The organism is Sulfitobacter sp. BSw21498, assembly GCF_006064855.1.
Lineage (GTDB): Bacteria > Pseudomonadota > Alphaproteobacteria > Rhodobacterales > Rhodobacteraceae > Sulfitobacter.
The window spans coordinates 1,469,909-1,495,312 of the sequence record NZ_CP040753.1 but is presented as its reverse complement, the minus strand read 5'-3'; the positions used below and the strand labels follow the sequence as shown (position 1 = coordinate 1,495,312).

24 protein-coding genes are annotated in these 25,404 nt (G+C 59.6%); 16 read left to right on the top strand and 8 right to left on the bottom strand.

The annotated features are described in order from the left end of the window. Window positions 1–31 precede the first annotated feature (31 nt). Window positions 32–2,173 (bottom strand): hypothetical protein, encoded by a 2,142-nt coding sequence (locus tag E5180_RS07305; protein ID WP_138923800.1) that lies wholly within the window; start codon window positions 2,171–2,173, stop codon window positions 32–34. Window positions 2,174–2,310: 137 nt separating this feature from the next. Between E5180_RS07305 and E5180_RS07300 the strand changes: the two genes are divergently transcribed. Then, entirely contained in the window at window positions 2,311–3,003 is a 693-nt protein-coding gene (locus tag E5180_RS07300) for a thiamine diphosphokinase (RefSeq protein WP_138923799.1), read from the top strand. Here E5180_RS07300 and E5180_RS07295 read toward each other — a convergent pair. The 4 genes from E5180_RS07295 to E5180_RS07280 all read right to left on the bottom strand — a co-directional run bounded on the left by E5180_RS07295 (window position 2,936) and on the right by E5180_RS07280 (window position 6,477). Further along, complete coding sequence (locus E5180_RS07295) at window positions 2,936–3,862, bottom strand: DMT family transporter (protein WP_171048918.1); 927 nt, start codon at window positions 3,860–3,862, stop codon at window positions 2,936–2,938. The two genes, E5180_RS07300 and E5180_RS07295, sit on opposite strands and share 68 nt — an antisense overlap. 108 nt (window positions 3,863–3,970) lie before the next feature. Beyond that, window positions 3,971–4,531, bottom strand: a complete 561-nt coding sequence (locus E5180_RS07290) for a GGDEF domain-containing protein (RefSeq protein ID WP_254700561.1) — start codon at window positions 4,529–4,531, stop codon at window positions 3,971–3,973. Window positions 4,532–4,583: 52 nt separating this feature from the next. Beyond that, on the bottom strand, window positions 4,584–5,576 hold the full coding sequence (locus E5180_RS07285; protein ID WP_138923797.1) for an IS30 family transposase: 993 nt from the start codon (window positions 5,574–5,576) through the stop codon (window positions 4,584–4,586). Continuing rightward, window positions 5,548–6,477, bottom strand: coding sequence for a response regulator (locus tag E5180_RS07280; protein ID WP_138923796.1), 930 nt, complete (start codon window positions 6,475–6,477; stop codon window positions 5,548–5,550). The genes E5180_RS07285 and E5180_RS07280 overlap by 29 nt, the downstream gene beginning before the upstream one ends. Window positions 6,478–6,581: 104 nt before the next feature. On the opposite strand from E5180_RS07280, the gene E5180_RS07275 reads away from it, so the two are divergent. From E5180_RS07275 to E5180_RS07255, 5 genes are all read left to right on the top strand, one after another. After that, complete coding sequence (locus E5180_RS07275) at window positions 6,582–6,860, top strand: DUF3572 domain-containing protein (protein ID WP_171048974.1); 279 nt, start codon at window positions 6,582–6,584, stop codon at window positions 6,858–6,860. Between the two features lie 2 nt (window positions 6,861–6,862). Beyond that, on the top strand, window positions 6,863–7,558 hold the full coding sequence (locus E5180_RS07270) for an HAD family hydrolase (RefSeq protein WP_254700560.1): 696 nt from the start codon (window positions 6,863–6,865) through the stop codon (window positions 7,556–7,558). A 133-nt stretch (window positions 7,559–7,691) separates the two neighbouring features. Next, entirely contained in the window at window positions 7,692–8,288 is a 597-nt protein-coding gene (locus E5180_RS07265; RefSeq protein ID WP_138923794.1) for a heme NO-binding domain-containing protein, read from the top strand. A 44-nt stretch (window positions 8,289–8,332) separates the two neighbouring features. Continuing rightward, complete coding sequence (locus E5180_RS07260; RefSeq protein WP_138925148.1) at window positions 8,333–9,286, top strand: GGDEF domain-containing protein; 954 nt, start codon at window positions 8,333–8,335, stop codon at window positions 9,284–9,286. A gap of 607 nt (window positions 9,287–9,893) precedes the next feature. Beyond that, window positions 9,894–11,642 carry a sugar phosphorylase gene (locus tag E5180_RS07255; RefSeq protein ID WP_138923793.1) on the top strand — a complete coding sequence of 583 codons (1,749 nt, stop codon included), beginning with the start codon at window positions 9,894–9,896 and terminating at the stop codon, window positions 11,640–11,642. Between the two features lie 23 nt (window positions 11,643–11,665). On the opposite strand, the gene E5180_RS07250 is transcribed toward E5180_RS07255, so the two are convergent. Together E5180_RS07250 and E5180_RS07245 are read right to left on the bottom strand one after the other, a co-directional pair. Beyond that, complete coding sequence (locus E5180_RS07250; RefSeq protein ID WP_138923792.1) at window positions 11,666–12,886, bottom strand: glycosyl transferase; 1,221 nt, start codon at window positions 12,884–12,886, stop codon at window positions 11,666–11,668. A 7-nt stretch (window positions 12,887–12,893) separates the two neighbouring features. Next, window positions 12,894–13,685 carry an HAD-IIB family hydrolase gene (locus E5180_RS07245; protein ID WP_138923791.1) on the bottom strand — a complete coding sequence of 264 codons (792 nt, stop codon included), beginning with the start codon at window positions 13,683–13,685 and terminating at the stop codon, window positions 12,894–12,896. Between the two features lie 364 nt (window positions 13,686–14,049). Here E5180_RS07245 and E5180_RS07240 point away from each other — a divergent pair, with 364 nt between their 5' ends. The 7 genes from E5180_RS07240 to E5180_RS07210 all read left to right on the top strand — a co-directional run bounded on the left by E5180_RS07240 (window position 14,050) and on the right by E5180_RS07210 (window position 21,359). Then, on the top strand, window positions 14,050–14,640 hold the full coding sequence (locus E5180_RS07240; protein WP_138923790.1) for a helix-turn-helix domain-containing protein: 591 nt from the start codon (window positions 14,050–14,052) through the stop codon (window positions 14,638–14,640). 70 nt (window positions 14,641–14,710) lie between these two features. After that, on the top strand, window positions 14,711–16,300 hold the full coding sequence (locus E5180_RS07235) for an ABC transporter substrate-binding protein (RefSeq protein ID WP_138923789.1): 1,590 nt from the start codon (window positions 14,711–14,713) through the stop codon (window positions 16,298–16,300). A 92-nt stretch (window positions 16,301–16,392) separates the two neighbouring features. After that, complete coding sequence (locus tag E5180_RS07230) at window positions 16,393–17,502, top strand: M24 family metallopeptidase (RefSeq protein WP_138923788.1); 1,110 nt, start codon at window positions 16,393–16,395, stop codon at window positions 17,500–17,502. Then, the gene (locus tag E5180_RS07225; RefSeq protein ID WP_138923787.1) at window positions 17,496–18,503 is read left to right on the top strand and encodes an ABC transporter permease subunit; all 1,008 of its coding nucleotides are present in this window, start codon (window positions 17,496–17,498) and stop codon (window positions 18,501–18,503) included. Before E5180_RS07230 ends, E5180_RS07225 begins: the two co-directional genes overlap by 7 nt. A gap of 1 nt (window position 18,504) precedes the next feature. After that, window positions 18,505–19,410 carry an ABC transporter permease subunit gene (locus E5180_RS07220; protein WP_138923786.1) on the top strand — a complete coding sequence of 302 codons (906 nt, stop codon included), beginning with the start codon at window positions 18,505–18,507 and terminating at the stop codon, window positions 19,408–19,410. Window positions 19,411–19,413: 3 nt separating this feature from the next. Then, entirely contained in the window at window positions 19,414–20,391 is a 978-nt protein-coding gene (locus E5180_RS07215) for an ABC transporter ATP-binding protein (RefSeq protein WP_138923785.1), read from the top strand. After that, on the top strand, window positions 20,388–21,359 hold the full coding sequence (locus E5180_RS07210; protein WP_138923784.1) for an ABC transporter ATP-binding protein: 972 nt from the start codon (window positions 20,388–20,390) through the stop codon (window positions 21,357–21,359). Before E5180_RS07215 ends, E5180_RS07210 begins: the two co-directional genes overlap by 4 nt. A 52-nt stretch (window positions 21,360–21,411) precedes the next feature. On the opposite strand, the gene E5180_RS07205 is transcribed toward E5180_RS07210, so the two are convergent. Then, window positions 21,412–22,299 (bottom strand): 2-dehydro-3-deoxygalactonokinase, encoded by an 888-nt coding sequence (locus E5180_RS07205; RefSeq protein WP_138923783.1) that lies wholly within the window; start codon window positions 22,297–22,299, stop codon window positions 21,412–21,414. A gap of 172 nt (window positions 22,300–22,471) precedes the next feature. Between E5180_RS07205 and E5180_RS07200 the strand changes: the two genes are divergently transcribed. From E5180_RS07200 to choV, 3 genes are all read left to right on the top strand, one after another. Beyond that, window positions 22,472–23,395, top strand: coding sequence for a choline ABC transporter substrate-binding protein (locus E5180_RS07200; RefSeq protein WP_138923782.1), 924 nt, complete (start codon window positions 22,472–22,474; stop codon window positions 23,393–23,395). An 86-nt stretch (window positions 23,396–23,481) separates the two neighbouring features. After that, window positions 23,482–24,315, top strand: coding sequence for a choline ABC transporter permease subunit (choW, locus tag E5180_RS07195; RefSeq protein ID WP_138923781.1), 834 nt, complete (start codon window positions 23,482–23,484; stop codon window positions 24,313–24,315). Then, entirely contained in the window at window positions 24,312–25,352 is a 1,041-nt protein-coding gene (gene choV, locus E5180_RS07190; RefSeq protein ID WP_138923780.1) for a choline ABC transporter ATP-binding protein, read from the top strand. Before choW ends, choV begins: the two co-directional genes overlap by 4 nt. Window positions 25,353–25,404 lie beyond the last annotated feature (52 nt).

Genomic DNA, 25,404 nt, shown 5'->3' with positions numbered 1-25,404 from the left:
TTTTGCGTTCCGAACCTTCTGCTTGGCCAGCTTAGCCGGCGGCGCGTTCATCTGGCTGAAAACCGATTTGTTTTGACGCTTTGAACCGGCCACCGTCCAGCTTTTGAAGCTTGCCGGTGCGCAGCAGTAGACCAAACGACCGCAGGCCTTCCTCGCGGCTAAAGTCGTCGGCACCGCCTTGGCGCACTGTGTTCATCAACTGCGGGCGCGAGAATTCGTCCATCCCTTCGACAAAGGCCATATAGGCCGCGGCGGCTTCCAGCAGGTCGGGCAGTTTGGTCGCACCCATCTCTTCGGCAAATTCGGCGAACCCACCGGCCTGTGGAACTGGCGCGGGGGCTGGCGCGACTGCGGCCACGCGACGGGGGCGTACAGGGGTGACGTTGCGCGGCTGGTGGGTGTCGATCCGCTGTGCCGCCACCAGCTTGAGCGGTGCAGGGCGTGGCTCTGCCGGACGCTCGGTACGGGCGGTGGTCGTCGCGGGACGGCGGGGTTTAACCACTTCTGCAAGATCGCTACGGTAGGCGTTATTCGTTTGCTCGGTCGTGGCGGGCGCGCCAAGGGCGATGTCGGCCTTTTTCGCGGCAACTGCTGCACGCAGATGGGTGATCGCGTCGCGGCGGGTGGCGGCTTCGGGTTCGTCCATTTGGTTGTCGGTTTCGGCAAGCAGGCGGTTCATGTCCGGTCCGGTATCCGCGTCGAGCGTTGGCAGGCTGCGACGCTGGGCTGCATCTTTGCGCGCTTCGGCTTCGGGCTCTGCCGCCGTTTCGGTGTCGTCTTTCGACAATTCGGCATCTGTATCTTCTGACACGTCTTCCGCGGTGGTTTCGTCTTCCGCAGTGATCTCGTCTTCCACCGCAGTGTCCGCATCCTCTTCGGGCGCGTCGGCCAGCGTGTCGGCGGAGGCAGAGGGCAATGTCGCCTCAAGCTCGGCCAGCTCGCGGGCCAAATCTTCTTCGTCCTCGTCCGAGAGCGTCGATTCGGGATCACGCGCACGGCGCGCGGCGGGCTTGTCAGCCTCTTCCAGCACGGCGGGGGCGTCTTCTTCGACTTCTTCCAGCTCGCCCGCGGCGATGGCGCGGTCGATGTCGGCGCGCTTCACCTTGAGCACGCGACCACGGGGCGCGGTGTCTTCGACGGCTTCAAACTCTTCGCTTTCAGCTGTGTCGTCGTCCTGCGCATCATCTTCGTCGGACGCGTTGTCTTGCGCCGTCGCGTCAGGCTGCTGTTCTGGAGTGTCGTCGTGGTCTTGGGTCGCAGTTTCGGCCGGCGCTGCGGATTCCTCTGCTTGCGTATCGGATGAAGGCGCGTGGGCGATGTCTTCGACGGTATCATCCGCATTCAACGCATCCTCGATGTCGTGAATGGCGCTGGCGATGATATCATCGATGTCTGCTTTGGTGTCGGTTGCGGCGTCATCCTCAGAGATCTGGGGATGTTGCGCAGCGGGCACATCCTGATTGGCGACCACGGCGCGGATGCGCTGCAGTTTGGCCGCGATGCTATCGACGGCGGGTGCCGCTACCGGCTGGATTTCGGCGTCCTGGTCGTCGAGGGTCACGGTGTTGCGTGGGCTATCGGCGAAGAACGCCTCGACGTCCTCGTCGGGCTGGCCGGGAACGATATCCACCTCGGCGGCCGGCGCTTTGGGGGCTTCGGCCTGCGGAGCAGGGGCTTGGTAGGCAGGCTGCGGTGTCTCAACGGCGCGGCTGACCGCATCAACGCGCTGCGTGACAGTTTCGGCCTGCGCTGCAGGGGCGGTCTCAGCTGTGTCGGCTTTCAAGGCGTTGACGCTGTAGGCGTCGTAATAGGCGGAAATTTCCTGAGGCCCGCGGGGCGCAAAAGAGGTCGATACGACCGACGGGCTCGCAGGTGCAGGGGCAGGGCTTTGCTGCGCTTGCGCTGCGGCTTTTTCGGGCGTTTGTGCGCTCAGGACAATCTGTCCGTCTTGCTGACGCGCCTCGACGCGGCGCGAAATCTCTTTTTGTGCGATATGTGCCAGCATCTCCGCATCGGGCTGTGCGGGTTCTGCACCGAAATACCGATCCTCCGACGACAAATCGCGAAAATATTCCGCGATGGCCTTCATGGTGCCGAATGAATCGTCAAAGCCTTCCAACGTGCACGAGAAAGTGCCGTATGAGACCGTCAGAATTTTGTTATTATTCATCATCGGATGGTCGTCCTCTGCCTATTTGCAGCTTACTGTTTACCATAAGGTTCAAGACCAATTCGGCTCGAATCTGTGCCCTGCAACGTATCATTTAATGTCAAAATTGCGGCATTGTTTCCAATTTGAGGTAAATCGCCGTGAAAACAACGATTGTTGCAAGCAACAGCCCTATAACGGTCGTTGGGGGCGGGCAGGTGGGTCCGGATGACCTGAACGACGCGCTGCAGCTTGCGCCGATGTGCGTAGCGGTCGACGGCGGGGCCAATCTGGCCGTTGCCCAGGGGGTAGAGGTCGCGGCGCTGGTCGGCGACTTTGATTCCGTAACGTCCGAAACCCTGTCCCGCATCCCGTCTGCGCGTCAGTTCAAACTGGCAGAGCAAGAGACGACCGACTTTGACAAAGCGCTCCGGTCGGTGGCTGCCCCCTTGATCGTGGCGGTCGGTTTTTCGGGAGGGCGCGTGGACCATCAGCTTGCGGCCCTGAGCAGTCTGGCGCGCCACCTCCACCAACGCTGCCTGCTGATCGCTGGCACGCAGCTTATCTTTCTCGCTCCGCCGAACTTAACCCTGCCGACGCGGGCAGGCGATATTGTGTCGGTATATCCGCTGGCCGCAGTGCGGGGGCAAAGCCGCGGGTTGGAGTGGCCGCTTGACGGGCTAGAGCTGTCGCCGCTTGGGCGTTTGGGCACATCGAACCGGGCCACAGGTGCCCTGACGCTTTCGATGGACCGCCCCGCCGCGCTGCTGATGGTGCCACGGGACCTCATGCAGCAGGTTGCACAAGCGTTGCTGCGGCCAGACGCCGCTGGGTGGCCTGCTCTCGCAGAATAATATAAAGCCCCGCGGCCATAGTGATCCCCATGCCGAGCGCCGCCAGCGCATTGGGGAAATCGCCAAAAACGATCAACCCGACCAGCGTCGCCACGGGAATTTCGAGATATTGCATAGGGGCCAGCGTTGCCGAGGGGGCGTAGCGCAGGGACCATGTCATCAGCAGATGCGCGATGCTTCCCAGTACGCCCATGGCGATCAGCAGCGACCAATCTGTTGTGTCAGGCGCGATCCATCCCAAGGCGGGCAGCGCCACGCCCTGACCAAGCGCCAGGAACGGCAGCATGATCACCAAGGCCATAAACCCGCTGACCGTTTGCAGGCTGATCGGGTCGGTGTGTTTCGCAATCTGCCGGGTCACCAGCATGAACAGGGCAAAGTTCAGCGCAACGCCAACCGGCAGCAGGGCGGGCCAGCCGACCTCGACAAAGCTGGGTTGCACCACCAGCAGCGTGCCGCAAAAGCCGACGATACACGCGATTAGCCGACGGGGCCCGACCTCTTCCTTCAGGACATATTTGCCGAGCAAGAGCATGAAGAAGGGCATGACAAAGATAATCGCCACCGCATCCGCAAGGGGCAGGTATTTCAGCGCGGAGAACATCATCGCGATCCCGATGACATGCAGCACCGTGCGCAAAAACGTCAGCCACAGCGTTTTGCCCCGCAGGATCAGGGGCCGACCGGTCAATATCACGATCGGCAGCAATATCAGCAGCTGGACGGCGAAGCGGAGGAAGACCACCTGGCCCAGCGGCACCGATGCCCCGAGCAGTTTGGCGATCGCATCCCCCACAGGGGCGATGATGCAAAAGCCAAGCATCATGGCAATACCGGTCATCGGTTTATCGGGCAGCATGGCGAGGCCTTTGTCGTGGATCTGGGATACGCGTCCGGGCAAGCCTGAACACGCAAGCACGAGAGTGGCGCGTTTTTCGCCGCATTGCAAATACCCCGCGTGGCACCATCATGCGGCCGACCTGATCAGCCCCACACGGTCGCGCCCGCCGTGTTTCGCGCTGTACAGTGCTTGATCCGCACGGTCGATCAAACGGGCGGCGAGATCCTGTGCGCTTTGCGATGTGCCCAAAGGCGGGCTGTCTTCCGGCTGCGCGATGCACAGCCCGATGCTGATGGTGGTATGGATCGGCTGCACGCTTGCGGGGATGGTAAAGGGCGTGGTGCGATAGGCGCGGCAAATACGCTTGGCCATCTGGGCCGCTTCGTCCTCGGTTATTCCGGGCAGCACAAGTAAGAATTCCTCCCCTCCGATGCGGCCAGCGACATCCAGCGGGCGGAGACATGATTTCAGCCGGCGCGCTGTTTCGACCAGCACCGCGTCGCCGGATGCATGGCCGAAAGCATCGTTCACCCGTTTGAAGTGGTCTATATCCACCAGCATCACCGCCAGCGGCAGTCCTTTGTGGCGCATGCGCACGGCAAGACGTGCCACTTCGGAGAGGGCATGGCGGCGGTTGTACATGCCTGTAAGCGGATCAAACACCGCCTCGCGCAGGCGGGCATCCACGTCGCGCCGGATCGTGTCCCTGGATTCTCAAGGGTCGTTGCGACGGTTACCGCTATCTCAGTTTCATCAGTTCTTCCCTGAATGCTTCCGCTGGTGTGCGCCATCCCAGACACTTTCTGGGCGTGCCGTTCAAGCGGTCGCAAATCGACTTCATATCTCGATTTGAGAGCGCGGCCACAGGCGCATCTCTTGGTAAGTAGCGCCGAGCACGCTTGTTCAGGTTTTCGACGGAACCCTTTTGCCACGGGGCTTGCGGATCACAGAACCATGCCTCGGTTCCGATTCCAGGTTCCAGCTTGCGCCAATTCCTAAACTCAATACCTCTATCAAAGGTGATCGATTTACGGGCCGTTTGGGGCAGGGGTTCCATCACAGTCATTAGCTTGTCCATCAGATGCGTTGTGCTGCGGTCGTTGTTACGGAACAGGACGGCGAAGCGGGTCTTGCGCTCAATGAGCGAGGCGACGTTCATCTTACCCTGAGCACATTCGAAAATCATCAAATCGCCCTCCCATTCGCCAAAAGTCTCGCGCGTATCAACGTAGTCGGGTCGTTCATGGATGGACCGATCTGGCGGGAAAACAAGGCCACGGGACCTGCGTGAATGGTGCGGTCTCCGTTTCTTGCGCCGGTTTGGGAGGTATCGGGCCAGCTCTTTGGATTGACCGGCTGGACTGTAGACATAAGCATAAATTGTCTCGTGGCTCACACGAACTGTCTGGCCTTCAAAGAGCAATCGACCCGCGATCTGTTCGGGAGACCAACCTTCTTTGAGCTGTTTGATCACAGCCTTTCGCAGGCTAACAAGGCGCACCAATTTTCGACGGCGCGCACGCCTTTGAACCGCAGCGCGTTGAGCAACGACACCATAGTATCCGTTCAATTCCGGCAGGTCTTCGTCGGCATAGCGGTTGCGCTTGATGTCACGATAAATCGTCGAAACATGCCTGCCGATCTGCGCTGCTATCTCTCGTACAGGTATCTTAGCATTCAACATATCTTCGATCGTGCGCCGTTCACGTAGGTTTAGCTCTGTATGGGCCATCTTTCATTCTCCTTGCTTTCCAGCAAGATAGGGGAAATTTCGCAACCCAGTTTAGAATGTGCCCCCCTTGTTGTTTGCGCTTCAATAAGCCTTCAAGCCGTAGGACCAGTTCTTCTGTGTCAAAGCCGTGCTGCATCAGGTCATCTGCCCCCAGATCCAGCGCATGCGCCGCGGCAACGGGGTGGGGCTGCGTCTGTAGGACAAGTATGCCGCAGTGGCGCGCGGTTGCGTTCGCCCGCAGGGTAGAGATCACACGCAGCTGCTCTTCGTCCGTCTCGTCCGCGCCGGTCAGGGTCAGAATAAACACGTCGGGCAGGTTATTTTGCCTGAGGCAGGCAAGCGCGTCGCGGGGCGTCGTTTGTGTCACGGTGCCGCCCAGTCGTTTGCGCAGCTGCGAAAGGCAGGCTGGCGTACGCGGCTGGCCACTGCTGACAATCTGGAAATTTCCCGGAAGCGCAAAGCCACCGGCAGGTTCTGCCAGTCCGGGCGCGGGGGAGAGAGCCTCGTGCATATAAAACGGGGCGGGCCTATTTCGTGCGCGTATGATGCTGCGCACCCGCCCTAGGAAAAGAGAGTCGCAAACCGGCTTCACCATCGCCTCCTGTGCGCCATGGGATAATAAATGAATACAGATCGCCGGATCACCCCCGTCAGCAAGCGCAAAAACCGGCATGCATGATGTAAGGGGGGACGACGCAAGCGCACGGCACAGCTGTGCTGCATCTTGGCCGCCTGTGCGGTGTGCAGCGATAATGACATCTGGTTCATATTGCTGCGCTATTTCAACGGCCTGCGATACTGTTGTCGCCTCGCGTACCTCGTAAGAGGCAGTCGTGAGTTTGGTTTCCAATGCGATGCGGTTGGTGGCAACAGTATCGACGATAAGGACTTTACCCGGCACTTGTCTTCATTCTCCGCTCGCGTGTAATTGGCTTGAATGCTCTTTGTTGCCGTGAATGGTTAACAAAGTGTTTCGATTATGAAGCCGCGAGGGAATTTAATATGATGAAGCAAGATGCCGCCGAAACAGTCGCCTTGCAGGCGCTGGGTTGGCTGGCCGCCAACGAGGACCTCATGCCGACATTCATGGGGGCCACCGGCGCGTCGGCCGAAGATCTGCGCACGCAAGCTGGTGACCCGGTGTTTCTTGGCGCTGTGCTTGATTTCATCATGATGGATGACGCATGGGTGACGGGGCTATGCGACACGATTAATGTGCCCTACGACCGTATCATGCAGGCGCGGCAGTCTTTGCCGGGCGGCGCGCAGATGAATTGGACCTGAGAATGATCAAAGCCCTGCTGTTCGATAAAGACGGAACCCTATTCGATTTCGCCGCAACATGGGAGGCATGGGCCAATTCCTTCCTCACGCGGCTTGGCAAGGGGGATGCGGATCGGTCCGCCCTGTTGGGACAAAAAATCGGGTTTGACGTGCGGACGCAAACGTTCTCTGCGGACAGTATTGCCATTGCCGGCACCCCGGGGGAGATCGTGGAGGCGCTTGCCCCTCAGGTCAGCGATATGACAAAAGCGGATTTGTTGCAGCTGTTGAATTACGAGGCCGAAAACGCCCCGCAGGCAGAGGCCGTGCCTCTCATTGCATTGCTCGAAGAGTTCAAGGCGCGCGGGTTGGCGCTTGGTGTTGCGACGAATGACGCCGAAGGCCCCGCGCGGGCGCATCTGGGCGAGGCGGGGGTGACTGGGCACTTTGATTTTATCGCGGGTTTCGACAGCGGCTACGGTGCAAAACCCACATCAGGGCAATTGCTGGCCTTTGCTAAGGCTGTTGGATTGGCCCCATCCGAAGTGGCGATGATCGGTGACAGTCTGCATGATATGGTAGCGGGTCGTGCAGCGGGTATGGCGTGTGTTGCGGTGCTGACTGGAATGGCCACACGGCAGGATCTTGAGGCCGCAGCGGATGTGGTGCTGCCTGACATTGGCCACCTGCCTGCGTGGCTTGACAGTCGGTCACAATAGGCGCGCTGTCGGACGTTTGCCTTTGAATTGATATAAATTTGATCGGCTTTCGACCCTCGGTGACTGTTTCCGTTCGGCGTTTATTAACGGTCTTTCGTCATCTTCCCCCCTGAATGCGGCAGAAGGGGGTGCGATGCACGGGCTGATCAACCATACGATCCAACGGTTCGTGCTGGACAGTTTTGGGGGGGCGGTATGGACGCAAGTCGCCCTGCGCGCCGATCTATGTGGCGCAATGGGGTCGAGCGACTTTGAACCGATGCTGACCTATGATGACGCCATCACGCCACGGGTCGTTAAGCGCCTGTCTGCGGTGGTGGACCGCCCGATACCGGACCTGCTTGAGGATTTAGGCGCTTGGTTGGTGTCTAACCCCGCACGCGACGGGGTGCGCCGTCTGCTGCGGTTCGGCGGCGTCGATTTCGAAGAGTTTCTCCACTCTCTCAATGATCTTCCTGAACGTGCTACCCTCGCGATAGAGGAACTTCGTCTGCCCGCCATGGAGGTCACGCAGCTGGACGACTGGCGTTTCTCGCTGACGTGTCGCGGGCCGGTATCGGGCTTTGGGTACGTGATGATGGGCATAATGCGGGTGATCGCGGATGATTATGGCACATTGGCCCTATTGGACGGCAAAGGGTTCACCACGGGGGAGGAGATAATCAGCGTCACCATCATCGACCGGAACTATGCGCAGGGACGTAGCTTTGAGTTGGGCGCAAGCGTATGACCACGGCTGCTGCCTATGAGGCGGCGCTGGATATGCTTTGCCCGATGCATCTTATCGTGCGGCCCTGTGGACGTATTCGCCATGTGGGGCCCACGGTTCAGAAGCTGTGCCATCGCGGTACATGGGTTGGCAGCAACTTCTTTGATCAATTCGTCATACGGCGCCCGAATATGGCTTGCAGCATTGCGCAAATCCGCCCCTTGGCAGGGCGCAAGCTGCATCTAGCGCTACGTGACAGCCCGGAGCTGGTATTGAAGGGAGTATTGGTACCGCTGCCTGATCGCAGCGGGGGGCGGGATGCAAATGTCGCGGAAGATGACTGCGTGATCAACCTGTCCTTTGGTATCTCAATTCTGAACGGGGTACGTGCTTATCGGCTGAGCAATGCAGATTTTGCGGCCACGGATCTAGCCGTTGAAATGCTCTATCTCATCGAGGCGAAATCCGCGGCGATGGCGGCCTCGCGTGCGTTGAACCAGAAGCTAGAGGTCGCCAAGATCGCGGCGGAAGAGCGAGCCTTTACTGACACGCTGACGGGTCTCAAAAACCGCCGTGCGATGGACCATGTGCTGGCACGTCTGATTGCGGGAAAAAAGGGGTTCGCGGTGATGCAGATCGATCTTGATTACTTCAAGGCGGTGAATGACAGCATGGGTCATGCGGCGGGCGATCATGTGCTACAGGCCGCCGCGCGGGTGATGATCGACACCACACGAGAGATCGATACTATTGCCCGCGTCGGCGGTGACGAATTTACGGTACTTCTACCGGGTATCACAGACGGTGCCCATCTCACCGAAGTTGGCAATCGGATCATAGCGCAGCTGGAGCGGCCAATTGATTTTGACGGCGCGGCCTGCAGGATTTCTGCCAGTATTGGTAGCATTCGGGTTGGCAAGGGGCAGGATGCCGTCGCGGAGGATGTCTTGTCGGACGCTGATGCGGCGCTCTACCGCTCCAAGCACGCTGGCCGTGCGCAGCATACGCTGCACGTCTAAGCGCAAAGCAACAATGCGACGAAACCCTAGTGGAAGAGGGTGAGGAAAGAGATCGGCGAGCTATCGCGGCAAAATAGCATGATATCCATACCAGCTAGATGGGGTGACGCAGACCCAGAATAGGAGGCATCCCTAGAGTAGGAAATTGCGGGACCAGAAGGCTAAAGTGCCAAAGCTACCCTCGCTGGCAGAAGGTGTTTTCACCCGCTAGGGTCGATTTTAAGTCGGAAAGCCAAACTGAAAATACCAAATGTCGCGCTGGGCGAGGGGGGATTTCAATCTTGCGGCGAACCGCTTTGACGTCGCGGGTGAAAGCCGCCTGTCGATCATCTTCGCTGCCCGAGGCGCTGTATTGGCAAGTGGGCAAGCTGTGGGGACCAGACTGTTTTGCCTAGCCTCTCTGAAATATCTGGCCCGTTGCAGGCTGATCCCGTCCTCGGGGTCCGTTAAATGCCCGTCGATTGGGCGTTGCGCCTGTTAATCGGACGGGTTTTCCTGACCTTCTGGGTTTAGTGCCCTCAGGGCGGGGGCCGCGGCATGCTGGCTCGTCGCGCGCGATTGTCTGCGCTAGGGTTTTGGAAATGGCACTTATACAAGGCAATAGATCATGACGGACAGCGCGCGTTCTCTCGGCTATCGGCTTAGTGCATTGCTGGGCGAAATCTACCCCGAACTGGATGCCGACATTTTAGCCAGCATGGCATTGGACGCCTTTTGGCCGGAGAGCACAACCCGACGCAAGAGGGGCCGTGTGGCGGGCAATACGCTGTGGTCGGAACAGGATGCGCTGTTGATTACATACGGCAATTCAATCGTCGACGGTGCGCATAAGCCGCTGGATCTACTGAACGATTTCCTGCATCGCTATCTACGCGGAACTCTGAATAGCGTGCATATTCTGCCGTTCTTTCCCTATACCTCTGACGACGGCTTTGCGGTGTCCGATTTCCGCGCGGTGAACCCGCAACTGGGCGACTGGCCTGACATTAATCGCATCGCCGCCGATTTCACGCTGATGTCGGATCTGGTGCTGAACCACGTCTCAAGTCAGGGCAATTGGTTCAACGCTTACCGTCAGGGTCAGCCCCCTTTTGACACGTTCTTTTTCGAAGCCTCGCCGCAAGATGATCTGCGCGATGTGGTGCGCCCGCGCACGACGCCGCTGCTACAAGAGGTAGAAACACCAAACGGGCCGCGTCACGTGTGGTGCACCTTTAGCCACGATCAGATCGACCTTGATTTCCGCAACCCCGAGGTGCTGCTGGAGTTTCTGCGGATCATTCGCCTGCATGTGGACAATGGCGTGCAGATCATTCGGCTGGATGCGGTGGCGTTTCTATGGAAGCAGATCGGGACACCGTCGATCCATCTGCCGCAGACCCATGCGATTATCAGGCTGATGCGGTTGCTGTGTGATTATGCGCCCGAAAAGCTCATTTTGCTGACGGAAACCAATGTACCCAAGGCCGAAAACCTTAGCTATTTCGGCGCGGGGGACGAGGCGCATGCGATCTATAACTTTCCGCTGCCGCCGCTGATTTTGCACGCGATGATGTCGGGAAACGGGGCGCATCTGCGGCGCTGGCAGCGCACCATGCCGCCCGCGCCGATGGGCTGCGCGTATCTGAATTTTACCGCCAGCCACGACGGGATCGGGATGCGCCCTGCCGAAGGGTTGTTGCCCGAAGATGAAAAGCAACAGGTCATTGATACGGTGCTGCAGGTCGGCGGGCTGGTGTCGATGCGCAGCTTGCCAGACGGCGGGCAAAGCCCGTACGAGCTGAACACGACCTTTTACGATGCGCTATCTCGGACCTTTAAGGGCGAAGACGACCATCACCACACGCGCTTTATCTGTTCGCAGACCATCGTCATGTCGCTGGAGGGGATACCGGCCTTTTATATTCACGCGATGCTGGCGACGCCCAATGATCATGCGCAGGTCGAACACCGCGGGATGAGCCGCGCGATCAACCGCCATCGGTGGGACTATCCGACGTTGCGCGACCGGCTGGCCGATGGGGCCAGCGCGCAGTCGCGGGTTTTGGGCGATTTGTCGGCGCGCTTGAAGATGCGGCAGAAGCAAAAGGCGTTTCACCCCAATGCCACACAGTTTACCGTGAACCTGCAAGACGACCGCGTGTTTGGCGTGTGGCGGCAAAGTCTGGATCGCAAGCAGTCGATCTTTGCGTTGCATAACGTCAGCGATGCGTCTGTTGCGATCTCTGCTGCGGCACTGAACCTGATCGAGGACCAGCCATGGCTGGACCTGATCAGCGGTGAAATGATTGACGCTGGCGCGGATCATATCACGCTGGAGCCTTATCAATGCATGTGGATCACCAATCGCTTTTGACTGGGCGAAAGACACTGCCGTGATTAGGTGTATTCGGCATCATCCGCCGCCGCGGCTTCGCGTAGTTTCGTCAAGAAATCCGGTGCCGCTGAATGGACGCGGTTCCACGTGGGAATAAAGGGCGTCTCGTGCGGGTTGTCCAAAAAGAAATGCCCCGCCCGCATGATGTTTTCGGTGAACAGTTCAATCGCGCGCTCTTCTTGGTGGCGGTCGATGCTGAGGCCGTTCATCTTGGCATCATTGTAATAGGCATCCAGCAGGTCGAGCGCGCAGCGATAGTAGGTCGCTTTTAGGGTGCGGAATACGTTGGGCGTGAACACCGTGCCATCCGCTGCCAGCTTGCGAAAGATCGCTTTGCAGATGTCGGTGGACATGCGGTTCAGGCCCGCGTCGGCATCCGCTTCGCTCAGGTCCTGGTGCTTGTGGTCATAGTCGTCCGCGATTTCGACCTGACAGACTGATTTCGGGGCAAGGTTGCGCCATGCCTCTGACAGAACGCCAATCTCTAGCCCCCAGTCTGACGGGATGCGCAGGTCGGGCAGGATATTGGTACGCATGGCAAATTCGCCCGACAGCGGATAGCGGAAGGCGCGCAGGTAATCGATATAGTCACGATCCCCCACGACCTTTTTTAACGCGATGAGCAGCGGGCTGACCAGCAGGCGCGTGACCCGCCCGTTCAGCTTGTCGCTGCCCACCCGCGCGTAATAGCCCTTGGCCACCTGATAGGGGAAATTTGCATTGGCGACCGGATAGATCAGGCGGGCCAGCAGGTCGTTGGTATAGGTGACGATGTCGCAATCGTGGATCGCCATCACGGCGCTGTCCTGACAGGCGATCAGATACCCAAGAGAGGACCAGACGTTTTTGCCTTTGCCCTTCTCGGCGGGGGCGAGCCCCATTTCTTGTAGCTGAGCCTCAAGCGCTTGCATGCGCGGGCTGTCGTTCCAGATCACAATATGATTCTGGTTCAAGCCTTTGAAAAACTCTTTGGCGTGGCGGAACTGTGCCTCGTCGGCGCGGTCCAGACCGATGATGATGCGGTGCAGATAGGTGACCTTGGACAGCTCATCCAGAATGCGGGGCATCGCTTCGGTTTCCAGCTCGGAATAGAGGCACGGCAGGATCAGCGTCATTTTGCGGGTCTGGGCGAAGGTTTCAAGCTCGTAGGTCATTTCGGCCTGAGAGCGGGTGCGCAGATTGTGCAGTGTCGCGATGTTTCCGTTCTGATGAAAATCAGCCATGCTTTGTCTATCCTTTGTTCAGGTTAAGGCGCGCGATCAGATCAAGCACGGCGGTGTTCCACCCTGCGGGGCCGGCAAGGGTGGTGCGGGTGATCCGGCCCGTGCCTTCGCCGGGCATCGGGGGCAGGGGGTTACGGTGCGGGTTGGCAACGATGACGCCAAAATCTGCCGCTTGCAGCATCTCGATGTCGTTGGGGGCGTCCCCTAGGGCAAGCGTATGACGGGCCCCAAAACCTTCGGTCAGCGCGGCCATCTGATCGGCCTTGGTGCGCCCGTATGACAGTGTGAGAAACCTGCCGCCTTCGCGGGCATGGATGCCGTGGTTGTGCAAGGCGTCGATAAATGTGGTGCGCAGTTGGGCGCTGCCGGACCAGATGCCGGGTTCGGAAAACGCGCGCTCTGCCGCGTTAGACGCACCGCTGTGCGACAGGCCCGTAATGTGCGCAATCTGCGCCACGGTCATATCGCCGAACCCGCAAAACGGGTCGCGCAGATCGGCGGGCAAACTATCCAGCACGCGGCGCAGCCGGACATAGGTATCCGTGTTGGGTGTGTCGGTGCTCTCGGGGGGCAGAATGCCTGCGCCGTTTTCAATGATCGCGGGGCAACTGGTCCAGCCCAACTGGGCGCGAATCTCTATGATCTCTGGGGCGGATTTGGAGCTGGCGATCACCAGCGCTGCGCCGATATCGCGCAGTGTATCCAGCGCCTGTGTGGCCGCGTCCCAGCGATAGGAGGTATGCGACAGCAACGTGCCATCAAGGTCGGTAAACACCAGCAGAGATGGGGGCATATTCATCTGTTTAGCGTGTGTCGCGGGGCTGATTGTTGCAACGGGGCAGACGGGCCGATGGCGCGGTCCGCGTCGCTTTTTCTAGCGTTTGCCTAAAAAATGTGCACTCATCGGACTGCGGGGAGTGTGCACGTATAAATGGAATCGCTCCTGTGCCACGGTGGGCGATCCGTGTCGGGTTCAACGCAAAGTGCCGTCGCGGCAACTGGCAATGTTTTCACTCTGACAATAATTTTTATTGTTGACGTAAACAAAGTTGCGCGACAGTCTGTGCGCCAAGATACGCCAAAGCGTGCTTTCGGGGGATTATTTGTCAACAACAGCGATACAGGCGGCAACGCTTTCGCCACCGGATGGATTGGGCGACCGCATGCGGATGCAGCGTCATCGTATGGCGATGACATTGCAGCAGCTGTCCGCCGCGTCCGGTGTGTCGGTCGGCTATCTGAGCCAGGTGGAACGTGCCAATGCGACGCCGACCCTTGGCACGCTCAGCCAGATCGCCGCCGCGCTTGAGGTAAATACAGATTTCTTTGTGCGCACCCCGCGTACGGTCGACAGTCTGACCCGCGGTGCCGGACGTCCCCGTTTTGCGGTGGCAGGATCGTCGATTGAATATGAACAGATCGGTGCCGAACGCGCGGGCCACGAGATGACATCCTATGTGATGAATGTCCCGCCCGGCTACGAATCCGAAACAGTGACCCATGTTGGCGAAGAGATCATCTATATCCTCGAGGGAGAGATCTCGCAGATGGTTGGCGAACGGGAGTATCTGATGACCGCGGGCGACAGTCTGCATTATCTGGGTACCACGCCGCATTGCTGGTCCAACAAGACAGATCGGCAGGCCCGCATATTATGGGTCGGTCGGATGAAATACGATAAGTCCGGGGAAATCGGACAGAATGAGGCCGCGCCAGCAGAGAGCTCGCGCGAAATGTTACCCCTCAGGCGTTAACCCTATCGCCCTCATCGGCCCAAAGAGGCCGTGGGGACATACCACTTTACCAACCAGGAGAGTAAATCGAATGTCTTTTAAGAAAATCATGGCCACTGGCCTGCTGCTGAGCACGCTTGGCGTTGCGGCGCAGGCGCAGTCGCTGGTCTATTGCTCGGAAGGGTCGCCCGAAGGCTTTGACCCGGCCCTGTACACATCGGGCACGACCTTTGACGCGTCCAGCCATCCGGTTTACAACCGCTTGGCGGAATTCAAGGTCGGCACAACCGAAACCATTCCCGCGCTGGCCGAAAGCTGGGACGTTTCCGAAGACGGCAAAACCGTCACGTTCAAGCTGCGCAAAGGCGTCAAGTTTCACAGCAACGCGCAATTCACGCCCACACGTGATTTCAACGCCGATGACGTGATCTTTAGCTTTGACCGTCAGGGCAATGCCGAAAACCCTTACAACAAAGTATCGGGCGGCACGTGGGAATACTACGGTGCGATGTCGATGCCTGATCTGGTCGAAAGCATTGAAAAAGTTGACGATTACACCGTTCAGTTCAACCTGACCCGCGCCGAAGCGCCAATCATCGCCAACATGGCAATGGATTTCGCGTCGATCGTGTCCAAGGAATATGCTGACGCGATGCTGGAAGCCGGCACGCCGGAAATGATGAACCAAGCGCCCATCGGCACCGGTCCGTTCACCTTCCAAGCCTACCAGAAAGACGCCGTGATCCGTTATGTGCGCAATGACGCATACTGGGGTGACCCAGCACGCGTCGAAGCGTTGATCTTTGCGATCACACCAGACGCGTCCGTGCGCTACCAGAAGGTTCAGGCGGGCGAATGCCACGTGATGGCCTATCCAAACCCTGCCGACGTGCAGGCGATGAAAGACGCCGAAGATGTCGTCGTGATGGAGCAAGAGGGCCTGAACGTGGGCTATCTGGCGTACAACACACAGATGCCTCCGTTCGACAACGCCAACGTGCGCAAAGCGTTGAACATGGCGATCGACAAACAGGCGATCATCGACGTGGTGTTCCAGGGCTCCGGCGAGATCGCCAAGAACCCGCTGCCGCCAACAATGTGGTCCTACAACGACGCGATCGAGGATGACAAATACGATCCCGAAGCCGCGAAAGCCGCGCTGGAAGCCGAAGGCGTATCCGACCTGACGCTGAAAATCTGGGCGATGCCGGTTCAGCGTCCCTATAACCCCAATGCCCGCCGTATGGCCGAGCTGATGCAGGAAGATTTCTCCAAGGTCGGTGTCGACGTCGAGATCGTTTCCTACGAATGGGGTGAATACCTTGAGCGTTCCAAAGCGAAAGACCGCGATGGTGCCGTTCTGCTGGGTTGGACAGGTGACAACGGTGACCCCGACAACTTCCTCGCGGTTCTGCTGGGCTGTGACGGCGTAGAGAAATCCAACCGCGCACAATGGTGCAACGAGGAGTTCGACGCCCTGGTTCAGGAAGCCAAGGTTCTGCCAACACAAGAAGAACGTGCGCCGCTGTATGAAAAAGCGCAGGAAATCTTCAAAGACCAAGCCCCTTGGGCAACCATCGCGCATTCGGTTGTTTACATGCCAATGCGTCCCGAAGTTGAAAACTATGTCGTACACCCGCTGGGTGGCCACATCTTCAACCAAGTTGGTCTGTCGCAATAACAGCGACCACAAAGCAATGGGGACGGTGCATATCGCGCCGTCCCTTCCTCTATTCTAGGCCCCGGCCACGTTAACGAAAGGCGCAAGCCCCCGTGTCAGAAAATCTCTCTCAACGTCTTGCCGACTATGCCGCTGTGGCCGCCATTTTGGGTGTCGATGCCGTGGCGCTGGTGCCCGGGCCCAATTTTTCGCGCGCTGTCGGCCAAAGCTTTATGAGCCACGAACGCCCCTTTGTTCTGGTGATCCCCGCGGATAAACCCGCGGCTGTGCTGTTGCCGAACCTCGAGCTGGGCAGCTGGGACACGGTCGGATTTGACGGCGCGGTATTCGATTGGCGTGATCAGACGGGCTATGCCGATGCCTTTGCCGCGCTGACGCAGCATTTGGGCATCTCGTCGCTGGCGGTTGAGGGGCAGGTGATGCGCGTGTTCGTGCACCATGCGTTCAAGACTGCGCAGCCCGATCTGACCATCACCGATGCAGAGCGCGAAATCTCGGCCCTGCGGATGATCAAAACCCCCGAAGATATTTCCGCCCTGCGCGAGGCCATCGCGATTTCCGAACGCGCCCTGCAGCGGACGCTGGACAGCGTCAAGCTGGGCCAGAGCGAAAAGCAGATTGAACAGACGCTGGTGCAGGCGCTGTTTGCCGAAGGGGCGGATGACCTGTCCTTTGGTCCCATCGTGGCCGCCGCAGACGGATCGGCCCGCCCCCATGCCCACGCGCGCGAGGATTACGCGGTCAAGGCAGGCGACGCGCTGCTGCTGGATTTCGGCGCGCGCAAGAACGGCTTTGCCGCCGACATTACCCGCACCGTTTTTCTGGATCACGTGACCGACGAGGGGCGCGATGTGTATGATACCGTGCTGCGCGCCAATATGGCCGGCCTTGCCGTGACCCGCGCAGGGGTGTCTGCGCACGACATCGACGACGCCGTGATTTCTGTGCTTGAAGCGTCGCCCTATGGTGACCGTATCCGTACCAAGACCGGCCACGGTCTGGGCCGCGAAGTCCACGAGGCCCCCTATATCATGCGCGGCAATCACATGACTTTACCCGCCGGAACGGTTTACACGAATGAGCCCGGACTCTACGAGATCGGAAATTTTGGCGTGCGCATCGAAGATGACGTGCTGATTACCGACAATGGCTATGAAACGCTGACAAACTTCCCCAAAGAGCTGATGGTGATAAAATGCTGAACTATGTTCTGGGACGTCTGCTGACGTTCATCCCGACCTTTATCGGGGTGACGCTGATCTCCTTCGGGTTCATCCGCGCGCTGCCCGGCGACCCCATTCAGGTGATGGCGGGCGAGCGTGGCATCTCTGACGAACGCTATGCCCAACTGGCCAAACAATTCGGCTATGACCAGCCGATCTATGTGCAATTCTGGGATTATCTAACCGGCGTGCTTCAGGGCGATCTGGGCAACAGCTTTGTCACCAAACGCCCGGTGTTCGATGAATTCTTTACGCTGTTCCCCGCGACGCTTGAGCTGTCGGTCTGTGCGATGATCTTTGCCATCGCGCTTGGCCTTCCGGCGGGGGTGATTGCGGCGGTGAACCGTGGCAAGTTCTTTGACCGGGCGCTGATGTCGACGGCACTGGTGGGCTATTCGATGCCGATCTTCTGGTGGGCGTTGCTGCTGATCATCGTCTTTTCGGGCAACCTGCAATGGACGCCTGTGTCGGGGCGGATCGATCTGCTGTATTATTTCCCCAACCCCAGCGGCTTTATGCTGATCGACAGTCTGGCGTCAGGCCAGAAGGGCGCGTTTATTTCGGCGGTGCGGCATCTGATCTTGCCGACGATTGTGCTGGGGACGATCCCGCTGGCCGTGATCGCACGCCAGACGCGGTCGGCTATGCTTGAAGTCTTGGGCGAGGATTATATCCGTACCGCCCGCGCTAAGGGTATGTCTCCGGGACGGATCAACGGCATCCACGCGCTGCGTAATGCGCTGATCCCCGTGATCACCGTGATTGGTCTGTCGGTGGGCACGCTGCTGGCCGGCGCGATCCTGACCGAAACGATCTTTAGCTGGCCGGGCATCGGCAAGTGGATGGTCGATAGTATTTTCCGCCGCGATTACCCCGTGGTTCAGGGCGGGCTGCTGCTGATTGCTGTGATGGTGATGGTCGTGAACCTGACCGTCGACATGCTGTACGGCGTCATCAACCCCAAAATCAGAAAGCGATAATATGGACGACGCACTCTCTGCCGAAGCCGCAATGGTTCAGGAACGTCCGGGCCGCTTGCGCGAATTCTGGTTCTACTTCCGCGAAAACCGTGGCGCTGTCATCGGGCTGTATATCTTTGCGGTCTTCGCCTTTCTGGCGCTGTTCGGCCCTTGGGTTGCGCCTCATGACGCAACCGAGCAATTCCGCGCCGCCACCCTACAGCCCCCCGCGTGGCAGGAGGGCGGTAGCTGGAACCATATTCTGGGCACCGACCCGCTGGGACGCGATATGCTGTCGCGCTTGATCGTGGGCGCGCGCTATTCTTTCTTTGTGGGGGTCGTTGTAGTCTCCATCGCGGCGAGCGGCGGCATCATCATCGGCCTGATCGCGGGCTTTGCGCCCAAATGGGTCGATAGCATCATCATGCGGGTGATGGATATCGTTTTGGCGTTCCCGTCGTTGCTGCTGGCGCTCGTGCTGGTGGCGATCCTCGGACCATCGCTGACCAACGCGATGATTGCCATCGCGATTGTTTTGCAGCCTCACTATGTGCGTCTGACCCGCGCCAGCGTCATGTCAGAACGGCAAAAAGATTACGTAACCTCGGCGCGTGTCGCAGGGGCAGGGATAGTCCGGCTGATGTTCGTCACCGTGCTGCCAAACTGTCTTGCGCCGATCATCGTGCAGGCCGCCCTGTCGTTTTCGACCGCGATCCTTGATGCGGCTGCCTTGGGCTTTCTGGGGATGGGGGCGCAGCCGCCCACACCTGAATGGGGCACCATGCTGGCCGAAGCACGCGAGTTCATCCTGCGTGCATGGTGGGTCGTGACCTTCCCCGGCGTGGCGATCCTTGTGACCGTACTTGCGATCAACCTCATGGGTGACGGCCTGCGCGACGCGCTTGATCCGAAACTGAAACGGAGCTGAGCCATGACACTTTTGCGTATCAGAAACCTAAGCGTTGATTTCGCCACGGCCTCGGGCAAGTTCCGGGCGGTGGACGGCGTCGACCAAGACGTGAACGAAAGCGAAATCCTCGCGATTGTGGGGGAAAGCGGGTCGGGTAAATCCGTGTCAATGCTGGCGTTGATGGGGCTGCTGCCCTGGACGGCTACCGTCACCGCGGACGAGCTGACCTTTGACGGGCACAACCTGCTGACGATGGGCGCCAAAGCGCGCCGCAAGATTGTCGGCAATGATCTGGCGATGATCTTTCAGGAACCGATGTCATCACTGAACCCGTGTTTCACCGTCGGCTGGCAAATCCGCGAGGCCCTGCGGGTCCACCTTGGCATGGGCCGCCGCGAACGCCAGAAACGGGCGATTGAGCTGTTTGAACAGGTCGGTATCCCCGATCCCGAAAAGCGGCTGTCCGCCTTTCCGCACCAGATGTCGGGCGGGATGAACCAGCGTGTGATGATCGCCATGGCGATTGCCTGCAAGCCCAAGCTGTTGATTGCGGACGAACCTACCACGGCGCTGGATGTGACCATTCAGGCGCAGATTCTTGATCTGCTGGCGTCCTTGCGCGAGGAAACCGGCATGGGGCTGGTCTTGATCACGCACGATATGGGCGTCGTTGCGGAAACCGCCGAACGCGTCAGCGTTCAATATGCGGGCCAAAAGATCGAAGAGCAGCCGGTGATCCCGCTGTTTGACACGCCGCATCACCCCTATACGTCGGCGCTGCTGGATGCGTTGCCAGAACGGGCGACAGAGAAACGGCTGCCGACAATTCCAGGCGTGGTGCCGGGGCAGTTCGACCGCCCCGCAGGCTGCCTGTTCTCGCCACGCTGCAAATTCGCCAACGCCAAATGCAAAGCCGAAGCACCGCCCGCTTTGGGCCCTGATCTGGGCTATGCGCGTTGTTTCTACCCTTTGAATACAGACGAAAGGGTCGCATCATGACCGCACCTGTGATGACTGCAACCGCGCTTGAACGCCACTACGAGGTCGGCGGCGGGCTGTTTCGCAAGCCGCAAACTCTCAAGGCGGTGGCAGGGCTGGATTTCACGCTTTACCCCGGCAAGACACTGGCCGTTGTGGGCGAAAGCGGCTGCGGGAAATCGACGCTCGCGCGGATGGTCACCATGATCGAAGATCCGACCGCGGGATCGCTGACGCTGGACGGCAAACCGGTGGTGCGCGAACACTGGGCGTCGTTGCGCAAGTCGGTGCAGATCGTGTTTCAAGATCCCTATGGTTCGCTGAACCCGCGCCAGCGGATCGGTGCGATCCTCGAGGAACCGCTCAAGATCAACCGCCCCGACATGAGCCGCAAGGATCGCACCGCCAAAGCGCGTGAAATGCTGGGTCTAGTGGGCCTGCGTCCCGAACATTTTGACCGCTACCCGCATATGTTCTCGGGGGGGCAACGCCAACGGATCGCGATTGCCCGCGCGCTGATGCTGGACCCCAAGGTGTTGGTGCTGGACGAACCTGTCTCGGCGTTGGACCTGTCGATCCAAAGCTCGGTACTGAACTTGCTGGTTGATTTGCAAGAACGTCTGCAGCTGGCCTATCTGTTCATCTCGCACGACCTCAGCGTTGTGCGTCACGTCGCCGACGAGGTGATCGTGATGTATCTGGGCCGTGCCGTCGAACGCGGTAGCCGCGAGGATGTGTTCGGCACGCCGTTTCATCCTTATGCCAAAGCGCTGCTGTCGGCGACGCCGCAGGCAGACCCGCGTGCCGCGAAAGAACGGATCAAGCTGCAGGGCGAATTGCCATCGCCCTTAGCCATTCCCGACGGGTGCCCCTTTGCGCCACGGTGCTGGAAGGTGCAGGATAAATGCCGTGCTGAACGGCCCGAACTGACCCAAGGCCACCATGCGGCGGCCTGCTTCTTTCCCGAAAACGGTGGCACCCCGGCCTAAGGCCGGGGGCTTCCCCTTAGGTGGGCCCGTCTGGTTAGGTGAGCCCGTCTGGTCAGCCGACGCTCGCCTCTGCACAGACCTGAAGCCCTGTGCGCAGATGCTCCCTGCGCGAGACATCTTGTGCCACGACGCCCTGAGCTTTTAGGGCGCGCGCATACAGCGCGGAGAGCGGGCTGTCCGATAGGATCACGACTTCGCGGCCCAGCCAGTAGGGGCGCGATCCGGCAAGCTCGAGCCCGATCAGAGCCCCCATCAGCCGCGACCAGCCTGCATCGGGGCTGGTCCCCTCAAGGGCGGCTTGCGCAGAAATCTCGGCAAGGGCGGTACCAAAGCCTTGAGGGCGGGCCATGATGTCATTCACGGCCGTGTCAAACGTCTCTTCAATCAGCGTCGTGCCGGCAACGGCCTGCGACAGGGGGGCGGCACCGCCAAGCTGGAGTGCCATCGCGGGTGTCACGAATGTTTGAAAGCTGACCACCTCGCGCGCGCTGATGTGGCTCCATGTGGACTGCGCATCAAGGGTGCAGATCACGCCGTCGAACTCTGGCAGTCCCTGCAGGTAGCCCGCGATCGCGGTTTCGGGGCCTTGCATAATCTGGGGCGGACTGGCCTGTTTCAGCCCCGGCACCGCGCGTAAATCCAAGCGTGGGTCGTCGGCATCCAGCCCCAACAACCCGTCAACGGGCAGCGCTGGCACCGGCCTCAGACTGTGTGCGGGCAGGGCGGGCAGCCCAGCCACAATCACCGGCAAGCGCTGGTGCTCTGACAAATAGGGTGACAGCAGGTCGGTCAGTGCGGCAACAAACCCCGCCTCGGCGGGCAAATCGGCAACTGGCCCGTCGGCCTGTGCCAGCACGTCACCACGGGGATCATGCACCCACAAATGCACGTGTCCGTTCGACACATCGACGCCGATCCACGCAGGGCTTGCGCCGCTCACGCGGGGCGACCTGCGTAAAACGGACGGTGATAATGGGGCATGCAGATCATTGGTTTTCTCCTTGTCCGCGCTGCATCATGCCGCGCGGTCCTATAGAAATCGGGTTGCATCGAAGGGCGCGATAGCGCTCTATTGCGCGACCAACAATAAACATAACGGGAGTTCCTCTGCCATGAAAATCCTTGCAGCAACCACCGCGCTTACCTTGTCGCTCGCCAGCAGCCTTGCTGCGGCCAGCTGTGACGAAATCACTTTTTCCGACGTGGGCTGGACCGACATCACCGCAACAACCGCTGCGACCACCGTTGTGCTGGACGCATTGGGGTATGAAACCGACGTAAAAATCCTTTCCGTTCCGGTGACGTATACGTCGATGGCTGCGGGCGATATAGATGTGTTTCTTGGCAACTGGATGCCCACAATGGAAGCCGACATCGCGCCTTACCGCGAAGACGGTACGGTTGACACTGTGCGCACCAACCTGACCGGCGCGAAATACACGCTGGCGGTGAACAAAGCCGCCGCCGATCTGGGGATCAAGACCTTCGCCGATATCGCTGCCAATGCAGACGCGCTGGACGGCCAGATTTATGGCATCGAGCCCGGTAACGACGGCAACCGTCTGATCCAGTCGATGATTGACGACAACGCTTTTGATCTGGCCGAATTCGAGGTCAAGGAATCCTCCGAGCAGGGGATGCTAGCGCAGGTGAAACGCCTGTCCGCCAAGGACGAGCCGATCGTCTTTCTTGGCTGGGAACCGCACCCGATGAACGCGAACTTTGACCTGACCTATCTTGAAGGCGGGGACGACTTCTTTGGGCCCGATCTGGGCGGGGCGACAGTTGCGACCAACACCCGCGCCGGTTTCGTCGAAGAATGCCCGAACGTCGGCAAGCTGCTGAACAATCTGGAATTCACGCTCGCCATGGAAAACGAAATCATGGGTGCCATTCTGGATGACGGCGAAGAGCCACGCGATGCGGCAACGGCCTGGATCAAGGCCAACCCTGACGTGCTGAACACATGGCTGGACGGCGTCACAACACGTGACGGTGGCGACGCGATGGCCGCCGCTAAGACCATCGTCGAGTAATTGATCCAACAAAATGTGAAAAGGGCCTGCCACTGGGCGGGCCCTTTTTGCTATGATCGCACGATAACAGTCCTCCGGAGGTTCCCATGAACTGGCTCACCGACAATAAGATCCCGATTGATGACGCCGCAGAGGCGATCTTTGATTGGTTGCTGATCAACGCCGGGTGGCTGTTCGACGGGCTGGCCGTCGCGATGGAGTGGTTGATTGACGCAATCCTCTGGGTGCTGCAAACGCCACATCCGCTGTTCATCATCGCCGTCTTCGGCGCGCTGACATGGGCGATACAGCGCAACTGGAAAACCCCGTTGCTGATCGTGGTGGGGTTTTTGTTCATCCTCAATCAGGACTATTGGGAGGAAACGACCGAAAGCCTGACGCTGGTGCTGTCGGCCTGTGTGGTGTGTATGGGCGTCGGCGTCCCCATCGGCATCGCCGCTGCGCACCGCCCGCGGATGTATCGCTATATGGCACCGGTGCTCGATCTGATGCAGACGCTGCCCACCTTCGTCTATCTAATTCCCGCGATTGTCTTTTTCGGCATCGGCATGGTGCCCGGGCTGATCGCAACAGTGATCTTTGTACTGCCCGCGCCGATCCGGCTGACGCAGCTTGGCATCGCATCGACCCCCAAGGCGCTGCTTGAGGCCGCGCAAGCCTTTGGCGCAAAGCCCAGCCAGACCTTGTGGAAAATCGAACTGCCCTATGCCTTGCCACAGATTATGACCGGTCTGAACCAGACGATCATGCTGTCGCTGTCGATGGTGGTGATCGCAGCACTTGTGGGGGCCGATGGTCTGGGCGTGCCGGTGGTGCGGGCGCTTAATCAGGTGAACACAGGGCTTGGCTTTGAATCGGGGCTGATCATCGTGGTGGTCGCCATCATGCTGGACCGGATGCTACGGGTGACACGTAAATGAGCGATCAAATGAACAACCCCGCAAACGCCGTCGAATTCGACAACGTATCCATCGTGTTCGGCACGAAACCGGCCAAGGCGCTGCCCTTGATGGATGCAGGCAAAGACCGCGCCGAGATCGAGGTCGAAACCGGCCAGATCCTCGGGGTGCACAACTGCTCGCTCGACGTCAAACAGGGCGAGATCCTTGTGTTGATGGGCTTGTCGGGGTCAGGCAAATCCACCTTGCTGCGCGCGGTCAACGGGTTGAACCCGCTGGCGCGCGGATCGGTGCGGGTGCATGATGGCGACTGGAGCTGTGACGTCACCGCAAGCTCTGCCGCTGACCTGCGCCGTGTGCGCCGCGAATGTGTGTCGATGGTGTTCCAGCAGTTCGGATTACTGCCGTGGCGCACAGTGCGTGACAACGTGGCGCTTGGGCTGGAACTGGCGGATGTGCCGAAACGCGAACGCCTTGAACGGGCAGAGGCGCAGCTGAAACTGGTCGGACTGGCCGATTGGGCCGACCGCAAGGTCAGCGAGCTGTCGGGCGGCATGCAGCAACGTGTGGGTCTGGCCCGTGCCTTTGCCACCGAAGCGCCGATCCTTTTGATGGACGAGCCTTTCTCTGCGCTTGATCCGCTGATCCGTACCCGCTTGCAGGACGAGCTGCTTGATCTGCAACGCGACCTTAAACGCACGATCATCTTCGTCAGCCATGATCTGGACGAAGCCTTCAAGCTCGGCGGGCGCATCGCTATCATGGAGGGGGGGCGCATCGTGCAATGCGGCACCCCGCGCGAGATTTTCTCGAACCCCGCGTCGGACTATGTCGCGGAGTTTGTGGCCAATATGAACCCGCTTGGCGTGCTGACGGCGCGCGACGTGATGGGACCACCGGCCGCCAGTTCGGACGGGGCCGTTGCCGCAGAAACGCCGGTCTCGGAACTGATTGGCAAAATCGGCGACGATGGACAGGCGATCCCTGTCGTCGAAGATGGAGAGACGATCGGGACGGTCACAGCCAGCAGCATCGTGTCGCGGTTGCACTCTGAATAACTCAATGATGCCGGCGGCCTTCATTGCGCGGGCGTGGCAAGCTTCAAGGCGG

Coding starts and splice junctions, on each gene's coding strand:
- E5180_RS07240 (WP_138923790.1), top strand. CDS start 14,050: ATGCGGATGCAGCGTCATCGTATGGCGATGACATTGCAGCAGCTGTCC.
- E5180_RS07220 (WP_138923786.1), top strand. CDS start 18,505: ATGGACGACGCACTCTCTGCCGAAGCCGCAATGGTTCAGGAACGTCCG.
- E5180_RS07225 (WP_138923787.1), top strand. CDS start 17,496: ATGCTGAACTATGTTCTGGGACGTCTGCTGACGTTCATCCCGACCTTT.
- E5180_RS07255 (WP_138923793.1), top strand. CDS start 9,894: ATGACGGACAGCGCGCGTTCTCTCGGCTATCGGCTTAGTGCATTGCTG.
- E5180_RS07275 (WP_171048974.1), top strand. CDS start 6,582: ATGAAGCAAGATGCCGCCGAAACAGTCGCCTTGCAGGCGCTGGGTTGG.
- E5180_RS07215 (WP_138923785.1), top strand. CDS start 19,414: ATGACACTTTTGCGTATCAGAAACCTAAGCGTTGATTTCGCCACGGCC.
- choV (WP_138923780.1), top strand. CDS start 24,312: ATGAGCGATCAAATGAACAACCCCGCAAACGCCGTCGAATTCGACAAC.
- E5180_RS07260 (WP_138925148.1), top strand. CDS start 8,333: ATGCATCTTATCGTGCGGCCCTGTGGACGTATTCGCCATGTGGGGCCC.
- E5180_RS07305 (WP_138923800.1), bottom strand. CDS start 2,173: ATGATGAATAATAACAAAATTCTGACGGTCTCATACGGCACTTTCTCG.
- E5180_RS07285 (WP_138923797.1), bottom strand. CDS start 5,576: ATGGCCCATACAGAGCTAAACCTACGTGAACGGCGCACGATCGAAGAT.
- E5180_RS07270 (WP_254700560.1), top strand. CDS start 6,863: ATGATCAAAGCCCTGCTGTTCGATAAAGACGGAACCCTATTCGATTTC.
- choW (WP_138923781.1), top strand. CDS start 23,482: ATGAACTGGCTCACCGACAATAAGATCCCGATTGATGACGCCGCAGAG.
- E5180_RS07250 (WP_138923792.1), bottom strand. CDS start 12,886: ATGGCTGATTTTCATCAGAACGGAAACATCGCGACACTGCACAATCTG.
- E5180_RS07265 (WP_138923794.1), top strand. CDS start 7,692: ATGCACGGGCTGATCAACCATACGATCCAACGGTTCGTGCTGGACAGT.
- E5180_RS07200 (WP_138923782.1), top strand. CDS start 22,472: ATGAAAATCCTTGCAGCAACCACCGCGCTTACCTTGTCGCTCGCCAGC.
- E5180_RS07245 (WP_138923791.1), bottom strand. CDS start 13,685: ATGAATATGCCCCCATCTCTGCTGGTGTTTACCGACCTTGATGGCACG.
- E5180_RS07210 (WP_138923784.1), top strand. CDS start 20,388: ATGACCGCACCTGTGATGACTGCAACCGCGCTTGAACGCCACTACGAG.
- E5180_RS07235 (WP_138923789.1), top strand. CDS start 14,711: ATGTCTTTTAAGAAAATCATGGCCACTGGCCTGCTGCTGAGCACGCTT.
- E5180_RS07295 (WP_171048918.1), bottom strand. CDS start 3,862: ATGCTGCCCGATAAACCGATGACCGGTATTGCCATGATGCTTGGCTTT.